The organism is Paenibacillus profundus (assembly GCF_021369635.1).
Taxonomy (GTDB): Bacteria; Bacillota; Bacilli; order Paenibacillales; family Paenibacillaceae; genus Paenibacillus_B; species Paenibacillus_B profundus.
This window is the reverse complement of sequence record NZ_JAJNBZ010000011.1, coordinates 127,586-147,903: the sequence shown is the minus strand read 5'-3', so window position 1 is coordinate 147,903 and position 20,318 is coordinate 127,586. Positions and strand designations below refer to the sequence as shown.

The following is a 20,318-nucleotide window of genomic DNA, read 5'->3' as shown; positions in this document are numbered from 1 at the left end:
AGACATTACCCATGAACTATAGCGAGGAAGCGATATTTTATAGTATCAAGACCTTGGTTCAGTTAAGTTGAACTGAGGTCTTATTTTACTACTTTGACTTTCTGCATCATGTGAATGTATTGAAAAAGCACTGGTTTACTTGGAACATTTCAAGAGTGTAAGGATACCTTGGTCGGTATCAGCGCAGCTGCATACGCTAATTAAGCGGATATGTTGCGCCCAAAACACCAAATAAGAGGTGTAGTGTTCATAATTTTGGATAGGTAACTGAGGTTCTTAGGAAATGGCCTGGGGGCTTATTTTTATGTCTTTAAAACATTGCTGAGCATACTTTTTATGCCACAGATTTTCCAAAATTTGATTGACTAGAGGGGAGTCATATGTTAGTTTATTAATTGATAATGATTATCATTTTCATACAATAAATCATGGATTTCATAAGCTCATAAGCTGCTCATGGTTTATAACCAAAAGGAGGTTCCTCGTGCTTTCAAAAGAAGAGCTGCAGACAGACAATAGCTTGTTCACGCCGGGCCGGAATCGAAAAACGAACTTGATGGAGATCAGAGAATTCATGGATCAGCATTATAACGAACCGCTTTGTATTGGACAGCTGGCCCAGATGGCGAATATCAGTCCCAAATATTTTGTCGATCTCTTCAAGAAAACATATGGGCAAAGCGCTATGGATTACTTGACGGATCTGCGCATCAACCGTGCCAAGCGTTATTTGGCAGAATCCGGAGAGCGACTGCGGGATATCGCCTTGAAGGTGGGATATAAGGACGAGTTTTACTTTAGCCGCAAATTCAAGAAGGAGGTTGGCGTGTCCCCGTCTGACTTTGTGAAAAACTCCAGGCGGCGCATAGCCGCGTGCTCCTCTTCGATTACAGGACAGCTGCTTGCTCTGGATGTCATGCCGACGGCAGCGCCGCTTGATCCGAAGTGGACGCCCTATTACTATAACGCCTATCGTACGGAGATTAAGTCCCATCTGAAGCTTACCGATCCCTATACCAATTGGACATTCGAGGTGAATCTGAACAGGTTGATTCAGGCTCGTCCCGATGCCATTATCGGAACCGAGCAGCTGTGCCCCCTCGATAAGACAAAATTGATGGACATTGCGCCTTCTCTCATTGTTCCGACGGACGACGGTTGGCGAGACCAGCTGCGGATAATTGCCCGATTTTTGGATAGGGAAGATAAGGCGGAGCAATGGATACAACGATATGAACAGAGGGTTCAGTCTGCTCGGACCCAGATTGACGAAGTGCTGGGACAAGACAAAATGTTAGCCTTGCGCGTCTATGGACATAGCATCCATATCTATGGGAACCGCGGGTTAGAGGACGTGCTCTACCAGGACCTGAAGCTTGAAGCAGCTTGCCGGAGAGACACGTCCTGCAGCCTGCAGCTGACATTGGAACAAGTTGCAGAGCTTAGCCCCGACAGGATTCTTGTCTTGGTGTGCCCTGAGGCATCATCCCGGGCATACTGGCTGGCGCTGCAGCATTCAGCCGAGTGGCGTCAACTGAAAGCGGTAAAAAGCAGACATGTATACCCCATCACATCCGATCCGTGGTTCGAGTATTCGGCGGTTGCGATCATGAGGATGCTGGATGAAGCACTGCTCCTGTTTACAGGAAATTGTCCAAATGGATTTCTGGATAATGGCTATGGTGAATCGTTCGCCACATGATTTATACTCAAGCCAATTGAGAATTATTATCACAGGAGGAGATATACCGTGTTAGAACGTCTTGTTCATGTAAAGTCTGGCTTTACAGCCCGAATTTCAGCATTGCTGTGCTGTGTGCTTTTAGGAAGCTTGCTGACGGCCTGCGGCTCCAAGGTGGAGAGCAGCGCCACATCGTCTGGACAGCAAGGCTCAACTGCAGCAACCTCTGAAGTGTCCGCAGCGGGGGAAAAAAGCGCGGAACCATCCGGTGAGCGGACGGTAACAGACGAGCTTGGCCATGAAATCAAAATTCCTGCTGAACCAAAGAACATTTTCGCTCCCAATCTGGAGGACTCTCTGCTCAAGCTGGGCGTAAAGCCAGTAGCTCAATGGTCCAACGGCAATATGGGACACGACTATCTGCAAGAGGAATTGAAGGATGTGCCGAAGCTTGACCTCTCGGGAGGACTGCCCTCGCCGGAGGTGTTAATGACCTATAATCCCGATCTGATTATTCTGCACACTGAGACCTATGCCCAAAATGGCAACTATGAGAACTACTCCAAGATTGCGCCAACCTATGTGTTCAAAAGCGCTTCCGGAAATATTGAGAAGTCGCTCGCCACAATCGGGGAGCTGCTCGGCAAATCTGCTGAAGCCGACAATGCGCTGCAGGCTTATCAGCAAAAAGTGAATGATGCCAAGGAAAAGCTGAACAAAGCGGTTGGAGAAAAAAAGGTGGCGATTATTCGCTTCGCACCCAGAGGCGTCAGCCTGATGGGCGGCAAATACTTGTGCGGTTATGTTGTGCATCAGGATCTGGGGCTCGGCATGTCCAAGCTCGTGGAAAATGAGAACAGCGCCAATGTATCCATGGAGATACTCCCGGAGCTGGACGCAGACTATATTTTTGTTATCAATGCTTATGACCAAGGTACTGAGCGCATGAAAGAGATGATGGAAAGCCCTATCTGGAAAAGCATGACTGCCGCCAAGCAAGGCCATGTGTTCGAGGTCAGCAATAAATATTGGCTTGGCAGCGGCCTGATCGCTTACGAGAAAATTGTTGATGATGCAGTCCGGCTGCTGGCCCAATAAACGGGGGGGATTAGATGAAACCGAACATAACTACACTCAATCATATCTCGCGCCGCAGGGTCGACATTCCCCGTGCGGAGCAATGGATGATGCGCTCGCGTACAGAGAACCGCACGTACCGGCTTATAGTGGCGCAGCCTGAGGGAGCGCCTCCTCCCTCAGGATTTCCAGTTATCTATTTGCTGGATGGAAATTCCGTATTCGGAACGATGGCGGAGGCGGTGCGCCTGCAATGCCGCCGGCCTGATAAGACGGGAGTAGTGCCTGCGATAATTGTAGGCATCGGCTATGAGACGGATGGTCCGTATGCGCCGGATCGCTTTTACGATTACACGCCAGTTCCAACTACCGAATACCGCCACAAGTCCGACGGCACAGCTCTGCCTGAGCAAGGCGGAGCAGCGGCGTTCCTTCAATTCATCGAGGAGGAGCTGAAGCCGCAGATAGAAAGCGAGTTCCAGATCGACCGCAATCGGCAGACGATTTTTGGGCATTCTCTCGGCGGTCTGTTCACGTTGTATGCGTTGTTTACTAAGCCGGGCGCATTTCAGTACTATATCGCAGGCAGTCCATCCATCCATTGGAACAAGCAATATTTGCTTGAACAGGAACAGAAATTTACAGCCCGCGTGAAGGAGGAGCCTGTCAACGTTCAACTGCTGCTTGGTGTAGGAGAGCTGGAGAAAAGTCACGTCTCCCGCAATTGCGACAGCGCAAGGGAGCTCTCGGAACGCCTAACCGCTCTCTCTAGTCGTGGAGTGGGAGCAGTATACAAAGAATTTGAAGATGAAGGCCATGTATCGGTGCTGCCGATTCTGATCAGCCGGGCCTTGCGATTTGCATTAAATCCAGAGAAATAAAGAGGGGTTGAAGAAGTGGAGAGTGCAGGGATAAGGGGAAAAGTTGCTATAGTCACTGGCGCTGCTCAGGGCATTGGGGAAGCGGTGGCACGGGCCCTTGCCGGGCTTGGGGCCATCGTTGCGGCAGTGGATCGGAATGCCGATGGAATTAGCGGCCTCGTGGCTGATCTAAGTGCCAGCGATCTCCATGCTGTGGCATACCCCGCAGACGTGGGTGACAGCTCTGCCGTTGATGAAGTGGTGGAACGGATCGAACGTGAGCTGGGTCCCATTGAAATGGTTGTCAATGTGGCTGGTCTGCTGCGAACAGGGCCCATCGAATCGCTCAGCGATGAGGATTGGAAGGCGACCTTCGCCGTTAACGTCAACGGCGTGTTCTATGTGTCCCGTTCTATAGTAAGGCGCATGGCGCTCCGCAATTCAGGTTCGATCGTGACAGTGGGATCGAATGCTTCCGGGGTGCCGCGCGCGCAGATGTCGGCTTATGCCGCCTCGAAGGCTGCGGCTACTATGTTCACCAAATGTCTGGGGCTGGAGTACGCCCGGCACAATATCCGCTGCAACATCGTGTCGCCTGGCTCCACGGACACGGCTATGCAGCGGGCGCTATGGAGCAGTGAGGATGGAGCTCGGGCTGTCATCGCCGGCTCGCCGGAGGCGTTCCGCTTGGGAATACCGCTTGGGAAGCTGGCCATGCCCTCCGATATTGCCGATGCAGTGGTCTTTCTCGTATCCGACCGGGCGCGGCATATTACGATGCATGACTTGTGCGTCGACGGCGGTGCAACTTTGGGATGTTGATACATAGAAGGGAGATGGTAGAAATGTTGAAGTGTGTTGCTGCTCCTGCAGCGTCTGCCACACAGCTGCTGGAACAATACCGGACGGGATCGTCCTTCTTTTTCTCTTCACCAAGACGGACCCTGCTGGCACAGGGACAATGGGCGCGGTGGCACGCTCAAGAGCAGGATGAAGGGATTAGCCTGACGCGCCGCGTTGCCGTTCTTCTGGCCGCGGCTAGACAAGCCGGGCATGAGGTGCCGGTTGTTGCAGGAGCGATTCCTTTTGATGTTACGAAGCCTGCACAGCTTATCGTGCCGAACGCTATCCATTGGGCAGGGCCTCTGAGCTTCGAGCCGGGCATTCAGATGGAACAGCCAGTGGCGTCAGTATGTGAGATGCGTGCGATTCCGGAGCCGGAAAAATATGAGGATGGCGTGAACCAAGTGTTGGCTCGTCTTAGCGCAGGCGCGCTTCAGAAGGTGGTGCTGTCAAGAACGCTGCACATTACGTCGCCGCAAGCTGTCGATGTCCATCAGCTGCTGCGCAATTTGGCCTATCACAATACCCATGGTTATACCTTTGCCGTCAATCTGGCGGCAGAGAGAGAGGAATGCGCAGCGGATGCGCACGAAGGTCCCCGAACGCTCATTGGAGCCAGCCCGGAGCTGCTCGTCACGAAGACAGGATTGCAGATTAAAGCCAATCCGTTGGCAGGCTCCGCGGCCCGCAGCGATGATCCCATCGAGGATAAGCGGCGGGCGGCCGCACTGCTGGCCTCCGCTAAGGACAGACATGAGCATGAAGTGGTCATCGATGCTGTCGTGGCCGCGCTTCGTCCATATTGCAAAAAATTAGATGTTCCCACTGGACCATCGCTTGTGCAGACGAAGACGATGTGGCATCTCTCCACCGAAATAAACGGGGAGCTTGCCGATGCCTCGGTCTCATCGCTTGAGCTCGCAATGGCGCTGCATCCGACGCCTGCCATCTGCGGAACGCCTACGGATCTGGCCCGTGCTGTAATTCATGAGATTGAGCCGTTCGAACGAGGCTATTTCACGGGAACGGTTGGCTGGTGCGATGCGAATGGCGACGGAGAGTGGGCCGTCACGATCCGCTGTGCAGAGGCGGAAGGACGATCGCTGCGTCTATTCGCCGGAGCGGGAATCGTTGCCGGTTCGAACGCGGCTGCCGAGCTTGCGGAGACTTCAGCCAAGTTCCGCACGCTGCTGCTTGCCATGGGGCTGAATCAACAACAACTATCGATGACGCGGGAGGGATGATTGATGCTGCCAGGATGCCCAACATGGCCTAAGGAGTTGGCCGATCGCTATCGCAAGGAAGGATGTTGGCGGGGAGAGACATTCGGTGACATGCTGCGGCAGCGCGCCGCAGCCCATGGGGATCGCATTGCCATCGTCAGCGGCGATCAGCGGATGAGCTATGCGGAGCTTGACGCCAGAGCAGACCGTCTCACTGCCGGATTCCGCAAATTGGGGATTCAGCCGCAGGATCGGGTTATCGTTCAGCTGCCCAATATCCCGCAATTCTTTGAAGCTATCTTTGCGCTGTTCCGCTTAGGAGCGCTGCCTGTCTTCTCCCTGCCGGTGCACCGCAAAAGCGAGATCACCTATTTATGCGAGTTCACCGAAGCGGTGGCTTACATTATCCCTGATACAGACTCGGGATTTGATTACCGGGACCTTGCTGAACAGGTGAAGGAGGCTGCTCCAGCCTTGCGTCACGTCATTGTGGCGGGAGACCCGGGGAAGTTTACGGCGCTGGGCAACTTGTATGCCGACCCCGTAAGCGGAATGGAGGGGCCAAGCCCTGGCGATGTCGCTTTTCTCCAGCTGTCCGGCGGGACGACCGGGCTCCCGAAGCTGATTCCCCGGACGCACGATGACTACATTTACAGCTTGCGGGTAAGCGCGGAGATCTGCTCCTTGAATGAGAATAGCGCATATCTGGCGGTGCTCCCTGTCGCCCATAACTACCCACTTAGCTCGCCCGGAGTGCTCGGGACGCTATATGCCGGCGGCAGAGTCGTTCTTGCGCGTGGAGCCAGCCCGGACGAAGCGTTCCCTCTCATTGCGGAGGAGCGCGTCACGATTACGGCCGTAGTGCCGCCGCTGGCATTGATCTGGCTCGACGCGGCGGCATCTCGCCGTTACGACCTGTCCCATCTTCAGGTGCTGCAGGTCGGCGGAGCCAAGTTCAGCGCGGAGGCGGCCAAGCGGGTAAGCACGGCGATGGGCTGCACCCTGCAGCAGGTTTACGGGATGGCGGAAGGGCTGGTCAATTACACCAGACTGGATGATCCGGAAGAGATTATTGTGAACACGCAAGGCAGACCGATGTCGCCATATGATGAAGTCCGGTTGGTGGACGATGATGATTGTGAAGTCGCCTCAGGCGAAGTGGGGCATCTGCTGACGCGCGGGCCTTATACCATTCGCGGCTATTACAAGGCCGAGAAGCATAATGCCAAGGCGTTCACGACAGATGGATTTTACCGTACAGGCGACCTCGCCAGATTGACCTCAGCTGGTTATCTGGTCATTGAGGGCCGCGATAAAGACCAAATTAACCGCGGCGGAGACAAGGTGGCGGCTGAGGAGGTAGAGAATCACCTCCTCGCTCATCCCGGGGTGCACGATGCAGCGGTGGTAGCGATGCCGGACGAGTTCCTCGGCGAGCGTACGTGCGCATTCGTTGTTCCTTATCATTCCTCGTCGCTGACAGATGCTGAACTCAAAGCCTTTCTTAGAGGACGCGGGCTAGCGGCTTACAAAATCCCTGATCGGGTGGAGTTCGTGGATTCGTTCCCCCAGACAGGGGTAGGCAAGGTGAGTAAAAAGACACTGCGCGAACTCATTGCCAAGAAGCAGACGTCTCTAGCTAGCGTACCAAAATAATGCTGAAAAGAGGAGATATTATGGCTCTTCCATCCATTCTTCCTTATCCGATGCCTGTGGAGTCCAATCTACCGGCGAACAAGGTGGCTTGGACACCTGATCCAAGACGTGCCGTTCTTCTTATTCATGATATGCAGCAATACTTCCTCGACGCCTTCAATGTTGACGAATCGCCTGTCGTAGAGCTGCTGGCGAACATCCGGAAGCTTCGTGTTCATTGCGCCGATCTCGGAATACCTGTTGTGTACTCGGCGCAGCCTGGCGGTCAGAACCCTGAGCAGCGCGGATTGCTGCAGGATTTCTGGGGCCCGGGCATTGACGATGGGCCTTATCAGAAAAAGTTTGTGGAAGAGGTTGCTCCCGGCGAGCACGATATTGTGATGACCAAGTGGCGTTACAGCGCATTTCAGAAGACCGATCTGCTGGACATGATGCGGCAGCGCGGCCGGGATCAGCTGATGGTATGCGGCATTTACGCCCATATTGGATGCCTGCTAACCTCATGCGAAGCATTCATGCAGGACGTGCAGCCCTTCTTCATCGCCGATGCGGTAGCTGATTTTTCTGCGGAGAAGCATCGGATGGCTCTCACTTATGCGGCCGAACGGTGCGCGGTCACGATAACGACGCAGCGTCTCGTAAATGAACTGGTGGATTCGCAGGCTGCAACGCCTGAATCAGCGCCTAAAATTGCATCTGAATTTGAATCTACACCTGAAGCTGCGCCTGAGGCTGATCGCTGGCCGTTGACGCAGCAATCCGTGCGTGAGGAAGTGGCAGGACTTCTGCAGGAACAGCCGTCCAAGATTGCGGATAATGACAACCTGATTATGTTGTGGGGACTTGATTCCATCCGGATTATGAGCCTGGTGGAGCGGTGGCGCCGCAGCGGAGCCGCGGTGAGCTTCGTGGAGCTGGCCGAGCAGCCCACATTGGCTGACTGGTGGAAGCTGTTATCTTCAAGGCTGAGCAAAACCTTGCCCAACTATGATTATTTTACTGTATAGAAGGAGGTCACTATCATGCCTGATCAGGAGAGGGTCCGATGGTCTCTGTCGGGAGCGCAGTCCGGTATTTGGTTCGCGCAGCAGCTTGATCCAGACAACCCGATATTCAATACCGGTGAATGTGTAGAAATCCATGGACCTGTTGATCCGGAACGCTTCGAGACTGCTTTACGCCGGGCCGTGACGGAGGCGGAAGCGCTGCATGTCTGCTTCGGAGAGGATCGGGACGGGCCTTGGCAGACTATCGTCCCGTCTTCCGGCTGGCCGCTGCATATCATAGATGTCAGCGGGCGAGAGGACCCGCACGAAGCGGCAGAAGCATGGATGAAGCATGATTTGGCCCAGCCTGTCGACCTGCTCAGCGGCCCGCTGTTTACGGAAGCGCTGTTCAAGCTCGCTCCCGATCGTTTCTACTGGTACCAGCGCATTCATCATATTGCAATCGATGGCTATGGCTTCTCGCTTCTGGCACGAAGGGTCGCTCAGATTTATACCGCGCTTTCCTACGATCTGCCGATCGGTGAGGAGGCATTTGGTTCTTTGCGCTCCATCCTGCAGGAAGATGCAGCTTATCGCGCATCAGAGCGGCTGGAGCAGGATCGTCAATTCTGGTTGGCGCGCTTCGCCGATGAACCCGAAGCGGTCAGTCTGGGCGAGCGCGCGCAGCGGACATCGCGCAGCTTTTTGCGCCGATCCACGCAGCTGCCGTCACCCGTCATGAACGGTTGGCAGGCGGCTGCAAGCGGGTCGGGGACAAGCTGGCCGGATGTCTTGATTACGGCTGCCGCCGTCTACGTACATCGGCTGACCGGCGCAGACGACGTCATACTCGGCTTGCCCGTGATGTGCCGGCTGGGCTCCGCAGCGCTGCGCGTTCCCGGCATGGTCATGAATTTGCTGCCTCTGCGTGTGGCGGTCCGGCCGGATATGAGTCTGGGCGAGCTGCTGCAGCAGGTGTCCCGGGAAATCCGCGATATAAGACGGCACCAGAACTATCGTCATCAGGATCTGCGTCGCGACCTGAAATTGCTGGGGGACAACCGGAGATTGTTCGGCCCTCTCATTAATGTGATGCCGTTTGTCGAGGATCTGAGCTTTGCCGGCCATCGGGGAAGGACACGCAACCTGTCGGCAGGGCCTGTGGATGATCTGACGATTAATGTGTACTGCAACTCCGACGGCAACGGACTTCGTATCGACTTTGATGCGAACCCTGCGATTTACAGCGCAAGCGAGTTGATGCTGCATCAGCGGCGCTTTCTGCATTTACTGGACAAGATTGCCGCTGCTGCCCCCGGCCAGCCGATCGGGCGGCTGGAACTGCTTCTGCCCGAAGAACGCCGTCAGGTGTTGAGCGAGTGGAATAACACCGCGCATAATCTGCCGCAGACGAGCGTGCCAAGATTGTTCGAGGAGCAGGTTGCCCGCACCCCTGATGCGGTTGCGGTTGTCTTTGATGATGCAACACTGCGTTATGCCGAGTTGAACGCGCGTGCTAACCAGCTTGCGCATCTGCTGATTGCGCACGGTGCCGGTCCAGAGGGGATTGTGGCTCTGGCGCTGCCGCGGTCGGTAGAGATGGTCGTCGCCATACTGGCGGTGCACAAGACGGGAGCGGCATATTTGCCGATCGACCCGGATTATCCGTCCGATCGGATTGCTTATATGCTGGAAGACGCCGGACCGATGTGCCTCATAACGGTCACGGAGGTTGTCTCCAGACTGCCGGATTCCGGTGCGGCTCCTAAGCTCGTGCTTGATGAGCCTGCAACCATTGACAGACTTGGGCAGCATGCTAAGCATAATCCTAATGATGCTGACCGTATAGGCCGCTTGTCGCCGCTTCACCCTTCTTATGTGATATACACTTCCGGCTCGACTGGCAGACCTAAGGGGGTATTGCTCACATTTGAAGGTCTGGCCAACCTGCTGTTGGCAATGCGTGATCGGTTTGCGCTTGATGGGCAGGATCGGCTGCTGTCTGTTACGACGATCTCATTTGATATTTCTGTCATGGAGGTGCTGCTGCCTCTCACGACCGGAGCCAGCATAGATATCGCTCGGAAGGATACGATTCTGGATCCGTCTGCACTGGCGCAAAGGATCAGGGACACGGGAGCTACGATTATGCAGGCGACCCCGACACTGTGGCAATCGCTTGCTGCCAGCAATCCTGACAAGTTCGACGGGCTTACGATTATAACCGGGGGCGAGGCGCTCCCGATCGGACTTAAGCTTGCCCTGCAAGATCTGAATTGCCAAGTCAACAACCAATATGGCCCGACGGAAACGACCATTTATTCGACAGCTGCACTGCTGGGTAATGAGCGCACGGGTAAGCCGTCCATTGGAGGTCCGATCTGGAATACGAGGCTATATGTGCTGGATGCAGCGCTGGAGCCTGTTCCGCCGGGAGTGGCGGGGGAGCTGTATATTGCGGGCGCTGGATTGGCCCGCGGCTACTTGGGGCGGCCAGATCTGACGGCGGAGCGGTTCGTGGCGGATCCGTTCGGTCCGCCGGGCACCCGGATGTACCGCACAGGCGATCTCGTGAGATGGCTGGCGGACGGCTCCATCGATTACTTGGGTCGTGCCGATCATCAGATTAAGCTGCGCGGTTTTCGGATCGAAGTGGGCGAAATCGAGGCTCTGATTGCCCTGCACACTGACGTTGCTCAAGTAACGGTGATGGTCCGGGAGGACCAGCCGGGGGATCGGCGTTTGGTCGCTTATGTGGTTCCGGCCTCTTCGTCCGGAATCGATCCGGCTGGGCTTCGCCGTTATGTCGCCGGCAAGCTGCCCGATTATATGGTCCCAGCGGCTATCGTCACGCTTGATGCCATGCCTTTGACGCCGAACAAAAAGATTGATCGCAAGGCATTGCCAGCGCCTGATCTCGGCATGACGGCTGCGGGACGCGGCCCTCGGACACCGCAGGAGGAGATTCTATGCGCTCTATTCGCCGAAGTGCTTGGCCTGTCCCGTGTCGGCATCGATGACGACTTCTTCGCGCTGGGCGGTCATTCCTTGCTTGCCGGGCGGGTAATGGTTCGCATCCGTGAGGCATTTGGCGTCGAACTAAACATCGGCAGTCTTTTCGAGGCGCCTGCGGTTGCGGAACTTGTCAAACGGATCGATTATGCGCAGGAGGCCAGACCGGCCATACGACCGGCCGCGCGGCCTGAGAGCGTTCCGCTGTCCTTTGCCCAACGGCGCTTATGGTTCCTGTATCGTCTGGAAGGGCCCAACCCGACCTATAATATTCCGCTTGTAGCCCGTTTGTCCGGAGAACTGGATTTGCAGGCGCTGGAGGCGGCTCTCGGCGATGTGGTGAACCGGCATGAGACACTGCGTACGGTGTTTCCCGATACGCAAGGTACATCGCGCCAGCTTATTCTGGATGCTGGAGAAGCACAGCCTGAGCTGATCCTGACGGAGACCAGCGAGGCGGAACTGCCGGAACGGCTTGCGGAAGCCGTGCGTTATAGCTTTCAGCTATCGGCTGAGCCTTCGCTGCGGGCCCAACTGTTCATGCTCGCTCCGAACGAGCATGTGCTGCTGCTGCTGCTGCACCATATTGCCGGGGACGGGTGGTCATTGACCCCGTTATCCCGTGATCTGTCCGCTGCCTATGCGGCACGCTGCCGGGGCGAGCTTCCTGTATGGCCGCTGCTGCCGGTGCAATATGCGGACTATGCGATCTGGCAGGAGCGCCTTCTGGGAAGCGCTGGCGATCCTGATAGTCTTATTGCCCGCCAGCTCGATTTCTGGACGCGGACGCTTAAGGGCCTGCCGGAGCAGCTGGATCTGCCGACTGATTATCCGAGACCACCGGCAGCTAGCTACCAAGGCGGCACCGTCCATTTCCAGATTAGCAGGCAGCTGCACGGCCAGTTATTAGAGCTTGCCCGTGACAGCAAGGCGAGCCTATTCATGGTGCTGCAAGCCGCACTGGCCGTTCTTCTCACACGGCTTGGCGCTGGCACCGATATTCCGATCGGCAGCCCGATAACCGGACGGAGCGACGATGCGCTTGACGGTCTTGTCGGCTTCTTCATCAACACGTTGGTGCTTCGCACCGACACGTCAGGCGACCCAAGCTTCCGCGAACTGCTTGCCAGAGTCCGCGAGGTTAGCCTGGCTGCGTACGAGCATCAGGACTTGCCGTTTGAGCGTCTCGTAGAAGTGCTTAACCCCGTCAGATCCCGGGCCAGACATCCGCTCTTCCAGATTATGCTGGTGCTGCAAAATACGCCGGGTGCAGCGCTGGAGCTGCCGGGTGTCGCAGCCAACCTTCATCTTCAAAGCGTGGGCACGGCGAAGTTCGACCTGACGGTGGAGCTGAATGAGCGCCGCGATGCGAATGGCGCGCCTGACGGCTTGGATGGAATTGTGGAATACAGTGCCGATTTGTTCAAGCGCAGTACAGCCGATGCGCTGGCAGCTCGTTATTTGCGCGTGCTGGAGACTGCTGCTACTGAACCGAGTGAGTCTATCGGACAGCTTGATATTTTAACGGCGGAAGAGCGTCACCACATCCTGATGGAATGGAGCACGCCTGCGACCGCAACGCAGCAAGGTACTCTTCCGGGGCTGTTCGAGGCGCAGGCGGCCCGTTCGCCTGAGGCTATATCTGTCGTCTATGAAGGAGACTCCCTGAGCTATGAGGAGCTAAACATCCGGGCGAATCGGCTCGCGCATCTGCTCATCGCAGAAGGAGTAGGTCCCGAGCAGATTGTGGCTTTGGCGCTGCCGCGGTCTATAGAAATGGTTGTCGGCGTGCTGGCCGTGCTGAAAGCAGGGGCTGCCTATCTGCCTCTCGATCCGGACTATCCTGTCGAACGGCTCGCTTATATGCTGGAGGACGCAGGTCCGGTCTGTATGATGACAAGCACTCACGTATCTTCCAAGCTGCCGGATACGGGAAGCCTGCCGCGAATTGTGCTGGATGAGTCTGGAGCCGAGGAACGGCTGCGGCAATATTCGCCAGTCAACCCAAGCGACCATGAACGCAGGGGGCGTCTGTCTCCGCTTAGTCCGGCCTATATCATCTACACTTCAGGATCTACGGGCAGGCCTAAAGGAGTGCTCATTCCTCATCAGAACGTGGTGCGGCTGTTTGCGGCTACCGAGCATTGGTTCCACTTTGACTCTGATGATGTGTGGACATTGTTTCATTCCTATGCCTTCGATTTTTCGGTGTGGGAAATCTGGGGTCCGCTCCTGCATGGCGGCCGTCTCGTGGTGGTGCCGCATACGATCAGCAGGTCGCCGGGCGAGTTCCTGCATTTGCTCTCGCAAGAGGGCGTGACCGTCCTGAATCAGACGCCGTCCGCCTTCTATCAATTGATGCAAGCGGATCGGGAACAACCTGAGCTGGGGCAGACGCTCTCCCTGCGGTATGTTATTTTCGGCGGCGAGGCGCTGGAGCTTGGCCGGCTGGAGGACTGGTATCAGCGCCATCCGGATCATGCTCCCAGACTGATCAACATGTACGGCATTACCGAGACAACCGTGCATGTCAGCTACAATGAGCTTCACCAGCACAGCGCTGCCCCGGGAGCCAACAGCCTCATCGGCCGGTCAATACCAGATCTTCGAGTGTATGTGCTGGATGATGCGCTGCAGCCTGCTCCGCCCGGAGTGACGGGGGAAATGTATGTCGCCGGCGCTGGGCTGGCCCGCGGTTATTGGGGGCGTCCGGGGTTGACGGCTGAGCGGTTCGTTGCCGATCCGTTCGGTCCGCCGGGCACCAGAATGTACCGCACCGGAGATTTGGCCAAGCGGATCGCCGACGGCTCACTAGATTATCTGGGCCGAGCTGACCATCAGGTGAAGATTCGAGGCTTCCGCATCGAACCGGGCGAGATCGAAGCCGTGCTTGCCCGGCATCCCGAGGTGGCCCAGGCAGCGGTAGTGGTGCGCGAGGATCAGCCGGGAGACAAGCGTCTGGCAGCTTATGTGGTGTTCGCCGCGGAAGCAAGCCTTGAACCGGCCGAGCTGCGCCGATATGCCGCCTCCATTTTGCCTGATTATATGGTGCCGTCTGCGATGATAGGCATGGATGCTTTGCCGCTCACTCCGAATGGCAAGCTGGATCGCAAGGCGCTGCCGGCGCCTGATGTCTCCTTGGCGCTTGACGGCCGTAACCCGAGAACGCCGCAGGAGGAAGTTCTATGTGATTTGTTCGCCGAAGTGCTCGGGGTGCGGCGCGTGGGGATTGATGACAGCTTCTTCGAGCTGGGCGGCCATTCGCTGCTTGCGGTCCGCCTCATCAGCCGCATCCGCGAAGCGATGGGCAGGGAACTGAGCATTGCCGTTCTCTTCGAGGCTCCTACCGCAGCCGGGCTCGCCGAAAGGCTCGATATGGGCGGCGGGCACAGCGCGCTGCAGGTTCTGCTGCCGCTCAGAACGCACGGCGCTCAGCTGCCGCTGTTCTGCGTCCATCCTGCAGGCGGACTAAGCTGGTGCTATGCCGGGCTGATGAAGCATCTGGGCATGGATTATCCAATCTATGGCTTGCAGGCCCGCGGCATTGCCCAGTCCGAGGAGCTTCCGAAGACGCTGGAGGAGATGACGGCAGATTATATTCAACATATTCGCTCGATTCAACCTGCCGGTCCGTACCGGCTGCTAGGCTGGTCTCTTGGGGGCAATGTGGCGCATGCCATGGCCGTACAGCTGCAAGAAGAGGGAGAAGAGGTCGCTTTTCTGGCCATGCTTGACGCTTACCCGAGCCATTACCTGCCTATTCGCGGAGAACCGGATGAGGAGGAGGCGCTGACCGCGCTGCTTGCTTTGGGCGGCTACGATAAGGACAGCATTGGCGACGTTCCGCTCAATATCGCCACCGCGATCGAGATTCTTCGCAGCGACAGCAGCGCATTGGCAAGCCTTGATGAAGCTACCATTATGAATTTGAAAGAAACATATGAGAATTCGGTTCGTCTTTTAGGGGCTTATGTTCCGCGAAGATTCGAGGGAGATCTGCTGTTCTTCCGTTCGACCATCATACCGGACTGGTTCGATCCGATTGAACCGGAGATGTGGGTTCCTTATATAGGCGGACAGATCGAGCGGCATGATATCGCATGCCGGCATAAGGACCTGTGTCAGCCTGGACCGCTTGCCGAGATCGGGGCTAGCCTCTTGGCCAAGCTGAAGTCTGCAAACGGCGCGGCAACAAGACTTGATGGGAGGGAGCTAATCTATGACTAATCCATTTGAGCAAGCGAACGGCTCTTATCTGGTGCTGATGAATGACGAGGGACAATATTCGCTTTGGCCTGCCTTCGCCATGGTGCCAGAGGGCTGGAGCCCTGTTCTGGGGCCGGAGATGCGCCAGGTGTGCTTGGACTACATCAACTCGCAATGGACGGATCTGCGGCCCCGCAGCCTATACGGCTCTTCGGATCTTGTTCAAGGAGAGAGGTAATGAAGGCTTGGTTGAATCCGAAAAAGGTAGTGTGCATCGTATACGTGGCAGCCATGTTCGTGGTTGCCATGGACGCCACCGTCCTGAACGTTGCGCTGCAGACGATCAGCCAGGAGCTTCAAGTTCCGCCTGCCGCATCGGGAGCGCTCAATGTCGGCTACTTAGTAAGCCTCGCCATCGTTCTGCCGGTGGCGGGCTGGCTTGGCGACAAATGGGGGACGAAGCGCACTTTTTTGCTTGCGCTTGCCCTGTTCACAGGAGCCTCGGCATTGTGCGGCTTAGCCAATAATTTGACAGCCCTGACCGTATTTCGGGTTGTGCAAGGCATCGGCGGCGGCTTGCTTACTCCCGTAGGAATAGCGATGCTGTTCCGAACCTTTCCTCCGCAGGAGCGGGCCAAGGTATCCAGGGCCCTCATTCTCCCAATTGCGGTTGCCCCTGCAGTTGGGCCGATTGTGAGCGGGCTTCTAGTCGAACACTTCTCTTGGCGCTGGATATTTTATGTCAATCTGCCGATCGGGATTCCTGCTTTGCTGTTCGGCATCCTGTATTTGAAAGAGCATAAGGAGCCAGAGGCGGGACGCTTGGATCTTCCAGGCCTCCTCCTATCGGCGCCTGGCTTGGCTATGATGATGTATGCGCTGAGCCAAGGTCCAATGCAAGGGTGGAATTCCCCTGCGATCTTATCAACAGGGGTGATGGGCCTTATTCTCATATCCGCCCTTGTCGCCGTCGAGCTGCGCGTGAAGCAGCCGCTGCTTGATCTGCGGCTGTTAGGCGACCGCCTGTTCCGCACGACAGGTCTCGTCGCCATGTTCGCTGCAGCGGGCTTGCTGGGCATGCTCTACGTGTTCCCGCTGATGTACCAGAATGCTTTGCACGCCTCGGCGCTTGACACTGGCCTGACCACCTTCCCGGAGGCGCTGGGCCTTATGCTTGCTTCCCAGCTTGTGCCTTGGACTTATCCGAGGCTTGGACCGAAACGTGTCATCATCATAGGGCTATTGTGCACGGCTGCTATATTTGTGCTGCTGAGCATGATCGGCTCCGACACTAACCCGTGGCTTATTCGGAGCTTGCTGTTCGGTGTCGGCATCTTCTTGGGGCATACGGTCGGCGCCGTGCAGATCGCGGCCTTCGCCAACATTCCCCCATCTTCGATGGGGCGCGCCTCCACTTGGTTCACTGTGCAGAACAGGCTTGGGCCGGCAATAGGCTTGGCGATTCTGTCCGGCATTCTAGCCGCAGTAGGTACAAGTACGGTGAATGCCACAGGAGGCATGGAGCCCAATCTGTTGGCTTACCGCGCGGCTCTGATCGGCGCCGCAAGCTTCCTGCTTATAGGTCTATGCGTTGCGCTTCGTATCCGCGATAGCGATGCCGCTGCCACCATCCGCAAGCGGGCCCCGGTCAAGACGGCGGAGGAAAGGCCTGTTCAAGCTGAAGGATAAATAATCCTCCTGCTGCTGGCTGACATCTCGACTAGTCGAACATGTTAGCATGCTCGAATCTACTTTTCTACTTTCCAGACCTTGGTTCAGCTCCCCTGAACTGAGGTCTTGCTTTTATGCCTTTTTGGTGTCTTTCGTCTGCTGGACTGCAACATGAGGGAAGGGGTGTTAGCTTTGTTAGTCATGTTGCCTTGTCTTCTCTGGGCGGAGATTGGATTCTGTCCAACGTTTTGGCAATCTGAGTGCGACAAGATGTAGAACCACTGGAAAAGATCCAGTGGGATCCGGCTTGAACGGTTGTGTACAGAGGAAATCCCGGTTTTGGCTGGACGATTTCCAATAGAAAGGCGAGCTTTCGCTCCAAACACGCCAGTAGACTGTATATTTTCCAATGGATCGAATGGTGATTGGAATGAAAAGCAACATCATGCTGTTTGTCTGCATTCATCCAACAGGAAGTTCTCTTTCATCCTTAGCTCCACTCTCCCAATGGTTCAGTAGGTTCAGTACGGTGAGAAAAACGTTGTACGGCAAGCATAGCCCCCGCAGCTCCCAGATTTTGTGCCTGTTAATCGTTGATACGGGAGAGGTTATCGAACATTTTACCACTGTCGAGATGTCCTCCTTATCTATTCCGCGCTTTTGCCCACTCTCCCCTTCGCTCAGCATCTACCGATTTCCGCATATCTCAGTCGCTAGACGATGTTATCTTACGGTGATGTTGCTGCATCATCTGGGAAGCAACGGGCACATGTGACTCAAAGGTAACCTCACCTATCGGCGGGATACCCATTCTGAACGAGTGGGAGAGTGGAGAAAAGCGATTGGCAGCGTATCGTGTTTGGCTGGAAATGCCTTTCCCAGTGCGCGTGTTATGCGAGCTTGGCATGCTGGCGGTCAAACCACATGCGGTCTTGGAATCATCCTGCCCCGAACCTGCTTGTCACAGGATTTTTTTTCCTGCCGCCAAAACTAAACCGCAAGCTGAAACATCTTAAATGAAGGCCCAGACGATCTCTTGTTTTTGTCGGGCGAGAATAATAACCAGGCTACGATAAATAAAAAGACTGGCGAGATCGACAGAGTTACGCTTTTTTTGAAAACTGATGAAGTGGATGAAACTTTGAGGAAGGCAGCTTTAAAGGCCGTTCAGGAGCTGGATCCATCACAAACGGCTTCTTTTGATGAAGCGCAACGCTCCTATTATGAAGATGGGGAGACACTCACAGCATTAAGAAATAAAAGTGTGTCGGTCATCCTGATGGATGACAAGGTAGACGTCATTCGGCTGAGTTATTCGTATGATAAAGTGCCTCCAACCGTAAAAAAAGGTGCTGAGAAGCTGTTACAGTTGTTGAATGCAAGTAAATCCTTCAAAATAACGGAAGGTAATTTGACCTTTGCCAAGAATAAATCTTCTTGGGGTTTTAGAGCTTTAAGCAAGGATGATAAAAACATTCAGATAGGGATTGATGGAGAAACGGGCGCAATTACAAGTTACTTTGTATCCTCGGCTTCAGTTGGATCTTTATTAGGAATTAACGATAACAAATACAGAAAATTCAAAAACGATAAAGTGCTGGCCTCTGCCAAGCCACAAGTGAAGAAAGTGTTTGGCATTGATTTGACGGGTTACAGCGTAACGCGGGGAAACGGCGAAACGGCTAACCTTTTTACGTTTACAAAGAGCGGCGAGCCAAGCGTTAGAGGTTTTATTAATGAAAAGGGAGAGTTCTATCAATTTGATATTAAAGAGTAAATAGGAATGTTTTCACGCATGCATTCGCCTTGGGGCGCTGCATGCGTTTTTTTATAATTAGGCAGCATTGCTATCATGCATCGGTTCATTCACAACGAGCCGGATATTTGCTGATGGAATTCATGAATGAGTCAGACAATCCTCGATAAATTGAATGACCTCTTGACGAATAGGAACCAAGCCCTGATCCGTCGAGGCGGGGTCCTTCCGCAGCTCCCAAAATTTATTCATCAGCGCAGTGTCTCCCGCAAAGGTCAGATCCGAGAGCCGATCGATCTCCGCTGCAATCGCTGCGCCCTCTGCCGATTGCGGCTTGACGTCCTCTTGAATGCATCGTTCAATACGGACGATGAGCTCAATCCACTGCCGAGTTATCTCGTCGTTATTTTCCAGCTTGGGGAGGCGGGCTTTAAGCACCTGCAGCTCCTCATCATTAAAATAAGCCTGCCATGGCTTCGAACCCGGCTGGGAACTTTGCACGAGCGGGAGCAGCGTATCCCAGCGGAACTCTCCTTCAATCTCATGGAAATGAAGCAGCGATGTCGTATTATTCAGGCTCTCTTGAAGCTGGGCTAACTGATTCTCCAAAAGTTTTTGATGCGCTTCAAGAATTTGCCGGATCGACAGCTCGTCCAGCAGGCTCTGAATGTCGCTAAGAGGCAGTGATAACGACTTCAGCAGCATGATTTTCTCCAGTCTAAGCAAATCCTCTTCTGAGTATAGGCGTCTGCCTCCGGCCTCCTTGTTTCCCGGACTGACCAGCTTAATCTGATCGTAATATCGGATGGTGCGGACGGACAGGCCGAGTTTGGCTGCGACTTCCGTTCCTTTCCCCGTAAATACCTGATTTCCATCGCCATTTGATCTTTTGTTCTGCTCGCGGCGAGCGTGCTGATATTGTACCTGATGTCCCTTTTTGGAGGCAGCTATGAAAATAGCAAAACAGAGAGTATTCAGAGCCAGATATCCTTGTTCACTGTCCTGATTGCCGTTGTGTCGGCAGGCATCGTATCGCCCGTCTATGAGGAAATTTTCTACCGTGGCTTTCTGTACCGCTGGTTGCGCACGCGCTTCGGCAGGGGATGGGCTTCATTCATAAGTTCGGCCATCTTCATGGCGGCTCATATTCCGACCTACAACACACTCGCAATCAGTTTTGTCGCAGGCCTGATTTTTGCTTGGACTTACGAGAGCACGAAATCAGTCATTCCCGGCATAATCGTGCACGGGCTAACGAACACCATTTTCGTGCTGCTAACGGCTGCCGGATAATAGGTATGCTTCTTTTTGTGAATGAGTTGAATAGACGAGGTTGTCCTTTAGTCA

General features: G+C 55.0%; 13 protein-coding genes and 1 pseudogene. 12 read left to right on the top strand and 2 right to left on the bottom strand.

Going from position 1 to position 20,318, the window contains the following annotated elements:
* The first annotated feature begins 484 nt into the window (after positions 1-484).
* From LQV63_RS15170 to LQV63_RS15120, 11 genes are all read left to right on the top strand, one after another.
* Positions 485-1,702, top strand: a complete 1,218-nt coding sequence (locus LQV63_RS15170; protein ID WP_233697351.1) for an ABC transporter substrate-binding protein — start codon at positions 485-487, stop codon at positions 1,700-1,702.
* 48 nt (positions 1,703-1,750) lie between these two features.
* Positions 1,751-2,779: an ABC transporter substrate-binding protein gene (locus tag LQV63_RS15165; RefSeq protein ID WP_233697350.1), complete on the top strand. Its 1,029-nt coding sequence runs from the start codon at positions 1,751-1,753 to the stop codon at positions 2,777-2,779.
* A gap of 14 nt (positions 2,780-2,793) precedes the next feature.
* Positions 2,794-3,639 (top strand): alpha/beta hydrolase, encoded by an 846-nt coding sequence (locus LQV63_RS15160; protein ID WP_233697349.1) that lies wholly within the window; start codon positions 2,794-2,796, stop codon positions 3,637-3,639.
* Positions 3,640-3,654: 15 nt separating this feature from the next.
* On the top strand, positions 3,655-4,440 hold the full coding sequence (locus LQV63_RS15155) for a 2,3-dihydro-2,3-dihydroxybenzoate dehydrogenase (RefSeq protein WP_233697348.1): 786 nt from the start codon (positions 3,655-3,657) through the stop codon (positions 4,438-4,440).
* Positions 4,441-4,463: 23 nt separating this feature from the next.
* Complete coding sequence (dhbC, locus tag LQV63_RS15150; protein WP_233697347.1) at positions 4,464-5,705, top strand: isochorismate synthase DhbC; 1,242 nt, start codon at positions 4,464-4,466, stop codon at positions 5,703-5,705.
* A 3-nt stretch (positions 5,706-5,708) separates the two neighbouring features.
* Positions 5,709-7,340 (top strand): (2,3-dihydroxybenzoyl)adenylate synthase, encoded by a 1,632-nt coding sequence (locus LQV63_RS15145; RefSeq protein WP_233697346.1) that lies wholly within the window; start codon positions 5,709-5,711, stop codon positions 7,338-7,340.
* Between the two features lie 20 nt (positions 7,341-7,360).
* Entirely contained in the window at positions 7,361-8,347 is a 987-nt protein-coding gene (locus tag LQV63_RS15140) for an isochorismatase (protein ID WP_233697345.1), read from the top strand.
* Positions 8,348-8,362: 15 nt separating this feature from the next.
* Positions 8,363-15,565 carry an amino acid adenylation domain-containing protein gene (locus tag LQV63_RS15135; protein WP_233697344.1) on the top strand — a complete coding sequence of 2,401 codons (7,203 nt, stop codon included), beginning with the start codon at positions 8,363-8,365 and terminating at the stop codon, positions 15,563-15,565.
* Entirely contained in the window at positions 15,558-15,782 is a 225-nt protein-coding gene (locus tag LQV63_RS15130; protein ID WP_233697343.1) for an MbtH family protein, read from the top strand. Before LQV63_RS15135 ends, LQV63_RS15130 begins: the two co-directional genes overlap by 8 nt.
* Positions 15,782-17,233, top strand: coding sequence for a DHA2 family efflux MFS transporter permease subunit (locus LQV63_RS15125; RefSeq protein ID WP_233697342.1), 1,452 nt, complete (start codon positions 15,782-15,784; stop codon positions 17,231-17,233). Before LQV63_RS15130 ends, LQV63_RS15125 begins: the two co-directional genes overlap by 1 nt.
* Positions 17,234-18,329: 1,096 nt before the next feature.
* Positions 18,330-18,992: a hypothetical protein gene (locus LQV63_RS15120; RefSeq protein WP_233697341.1), complete on the top strand. Its 663-nt coding sequence runs from the start codon at positions 18,330-18,332 to the stop codon at positions 18,990-18,992.
* A 120-nt stretch (positions 18,993-19,112) separates the two neighbouring features.
* On the opposite strand, the gene LQV63_RS15115 is transcribed toward LQV63_RS15120, so the two are convergent.
* Both LQV63_RS15115 and LQV63_RS32065 read right to left on the bottom strand, forming a co-directional pair.
* On the bottom strand, positions 19,113-19,676 hold the full coding sequence (locus LQV63_RS15115; RefSeq protein ID WP_233697340.1) for a MerR family transcriptional regulator: 564 nt from the start codon (positions 19,674-19,676) through the stop codon (positions 19,113-19,115).
* 3 nt (positions 19,677-19,679) lie between these two features.
* Positions 19,680-19,778: pseudogene (locus LQV63_RS32065) on the bottom strand (MerR family transcriptional regulator); the annotation flags it as partial.
* Between the two features lie 183 nt (positions 19,779-19,961).
* On the opposite strand from LQV63_RS32065, the gene LQV63_RS15105 reads away from it, so the two are divergent.
* On the top strand, positions 19,962-20,264 hold the full coding sequence (locus tag LQV63_RS15105; RefSeq protein WP_233697339.1) for a CPBP family intramembrane glutamic endopeptidase: 303 nt from the start codon (positions 19,962-19,964) through the stop codon (positions 20,262-20,264).
* The last annotated feature ends 54 nt before the right edge of the window (positions 20,265-20,318 follow it).

Coding starts and splice junctions, on each gene's coding strand:
- LQV63_RS15130 (WP_233697343.1), top strand. CDS start 15,558: ATGACTAATCCATTTGAGCAAGCGAACGGCTCTTATCTGGTGCTGATG.
- dhbC (WP_233697347.1), top strand. CDS start 4,464: ATGTTGAAGTGTGTTGCTGCTCCTGCAGCGTCTGCCACACAGCTGCTG.
- LQV63_RS15145 (WP_233697346.1), top strand. CDS start 5,709: ATGCTGCCAGGATGCCCAACATGGCCTAAGGAGTTGGCCGATCGCTAT.
- LQV63_RS15160 (WP_233697349.1), top strand. CDS start 2,794: ATGAAACCGAACATAACTACACTCAATCATATCTCGCGCCGCAGGGTC.
- LQV63_RS15135 (WP_233697344.1), top strand. CDS start 8,363: ATGCCTGATCAGGAGAGGGTCCGATGGTCTCTGTCGGGAGCGCAGTCC.
- LQV63_RS15115 (WP_233697340.1), bottom strand. CDS start 19,676: ATGCTGCTGAAGTCGTTATCACTGCCTCTTAGCGACATTCAGAGCCTG.
- LQV63_RS15125 (WP_233697342.1), top strand. CDS start 15,782: ATGAAGGCTTGGTTGAATCCGAAAAAGGTAGTGTGCATCGTATACGTG.
- LQV63_RS15140 (WP_233697345.1), top strand. CDS start 7,361: ATGGCTCTTCCATCCATTCTTCCTTATCCGATGCCTGTGGAGTCCAAT.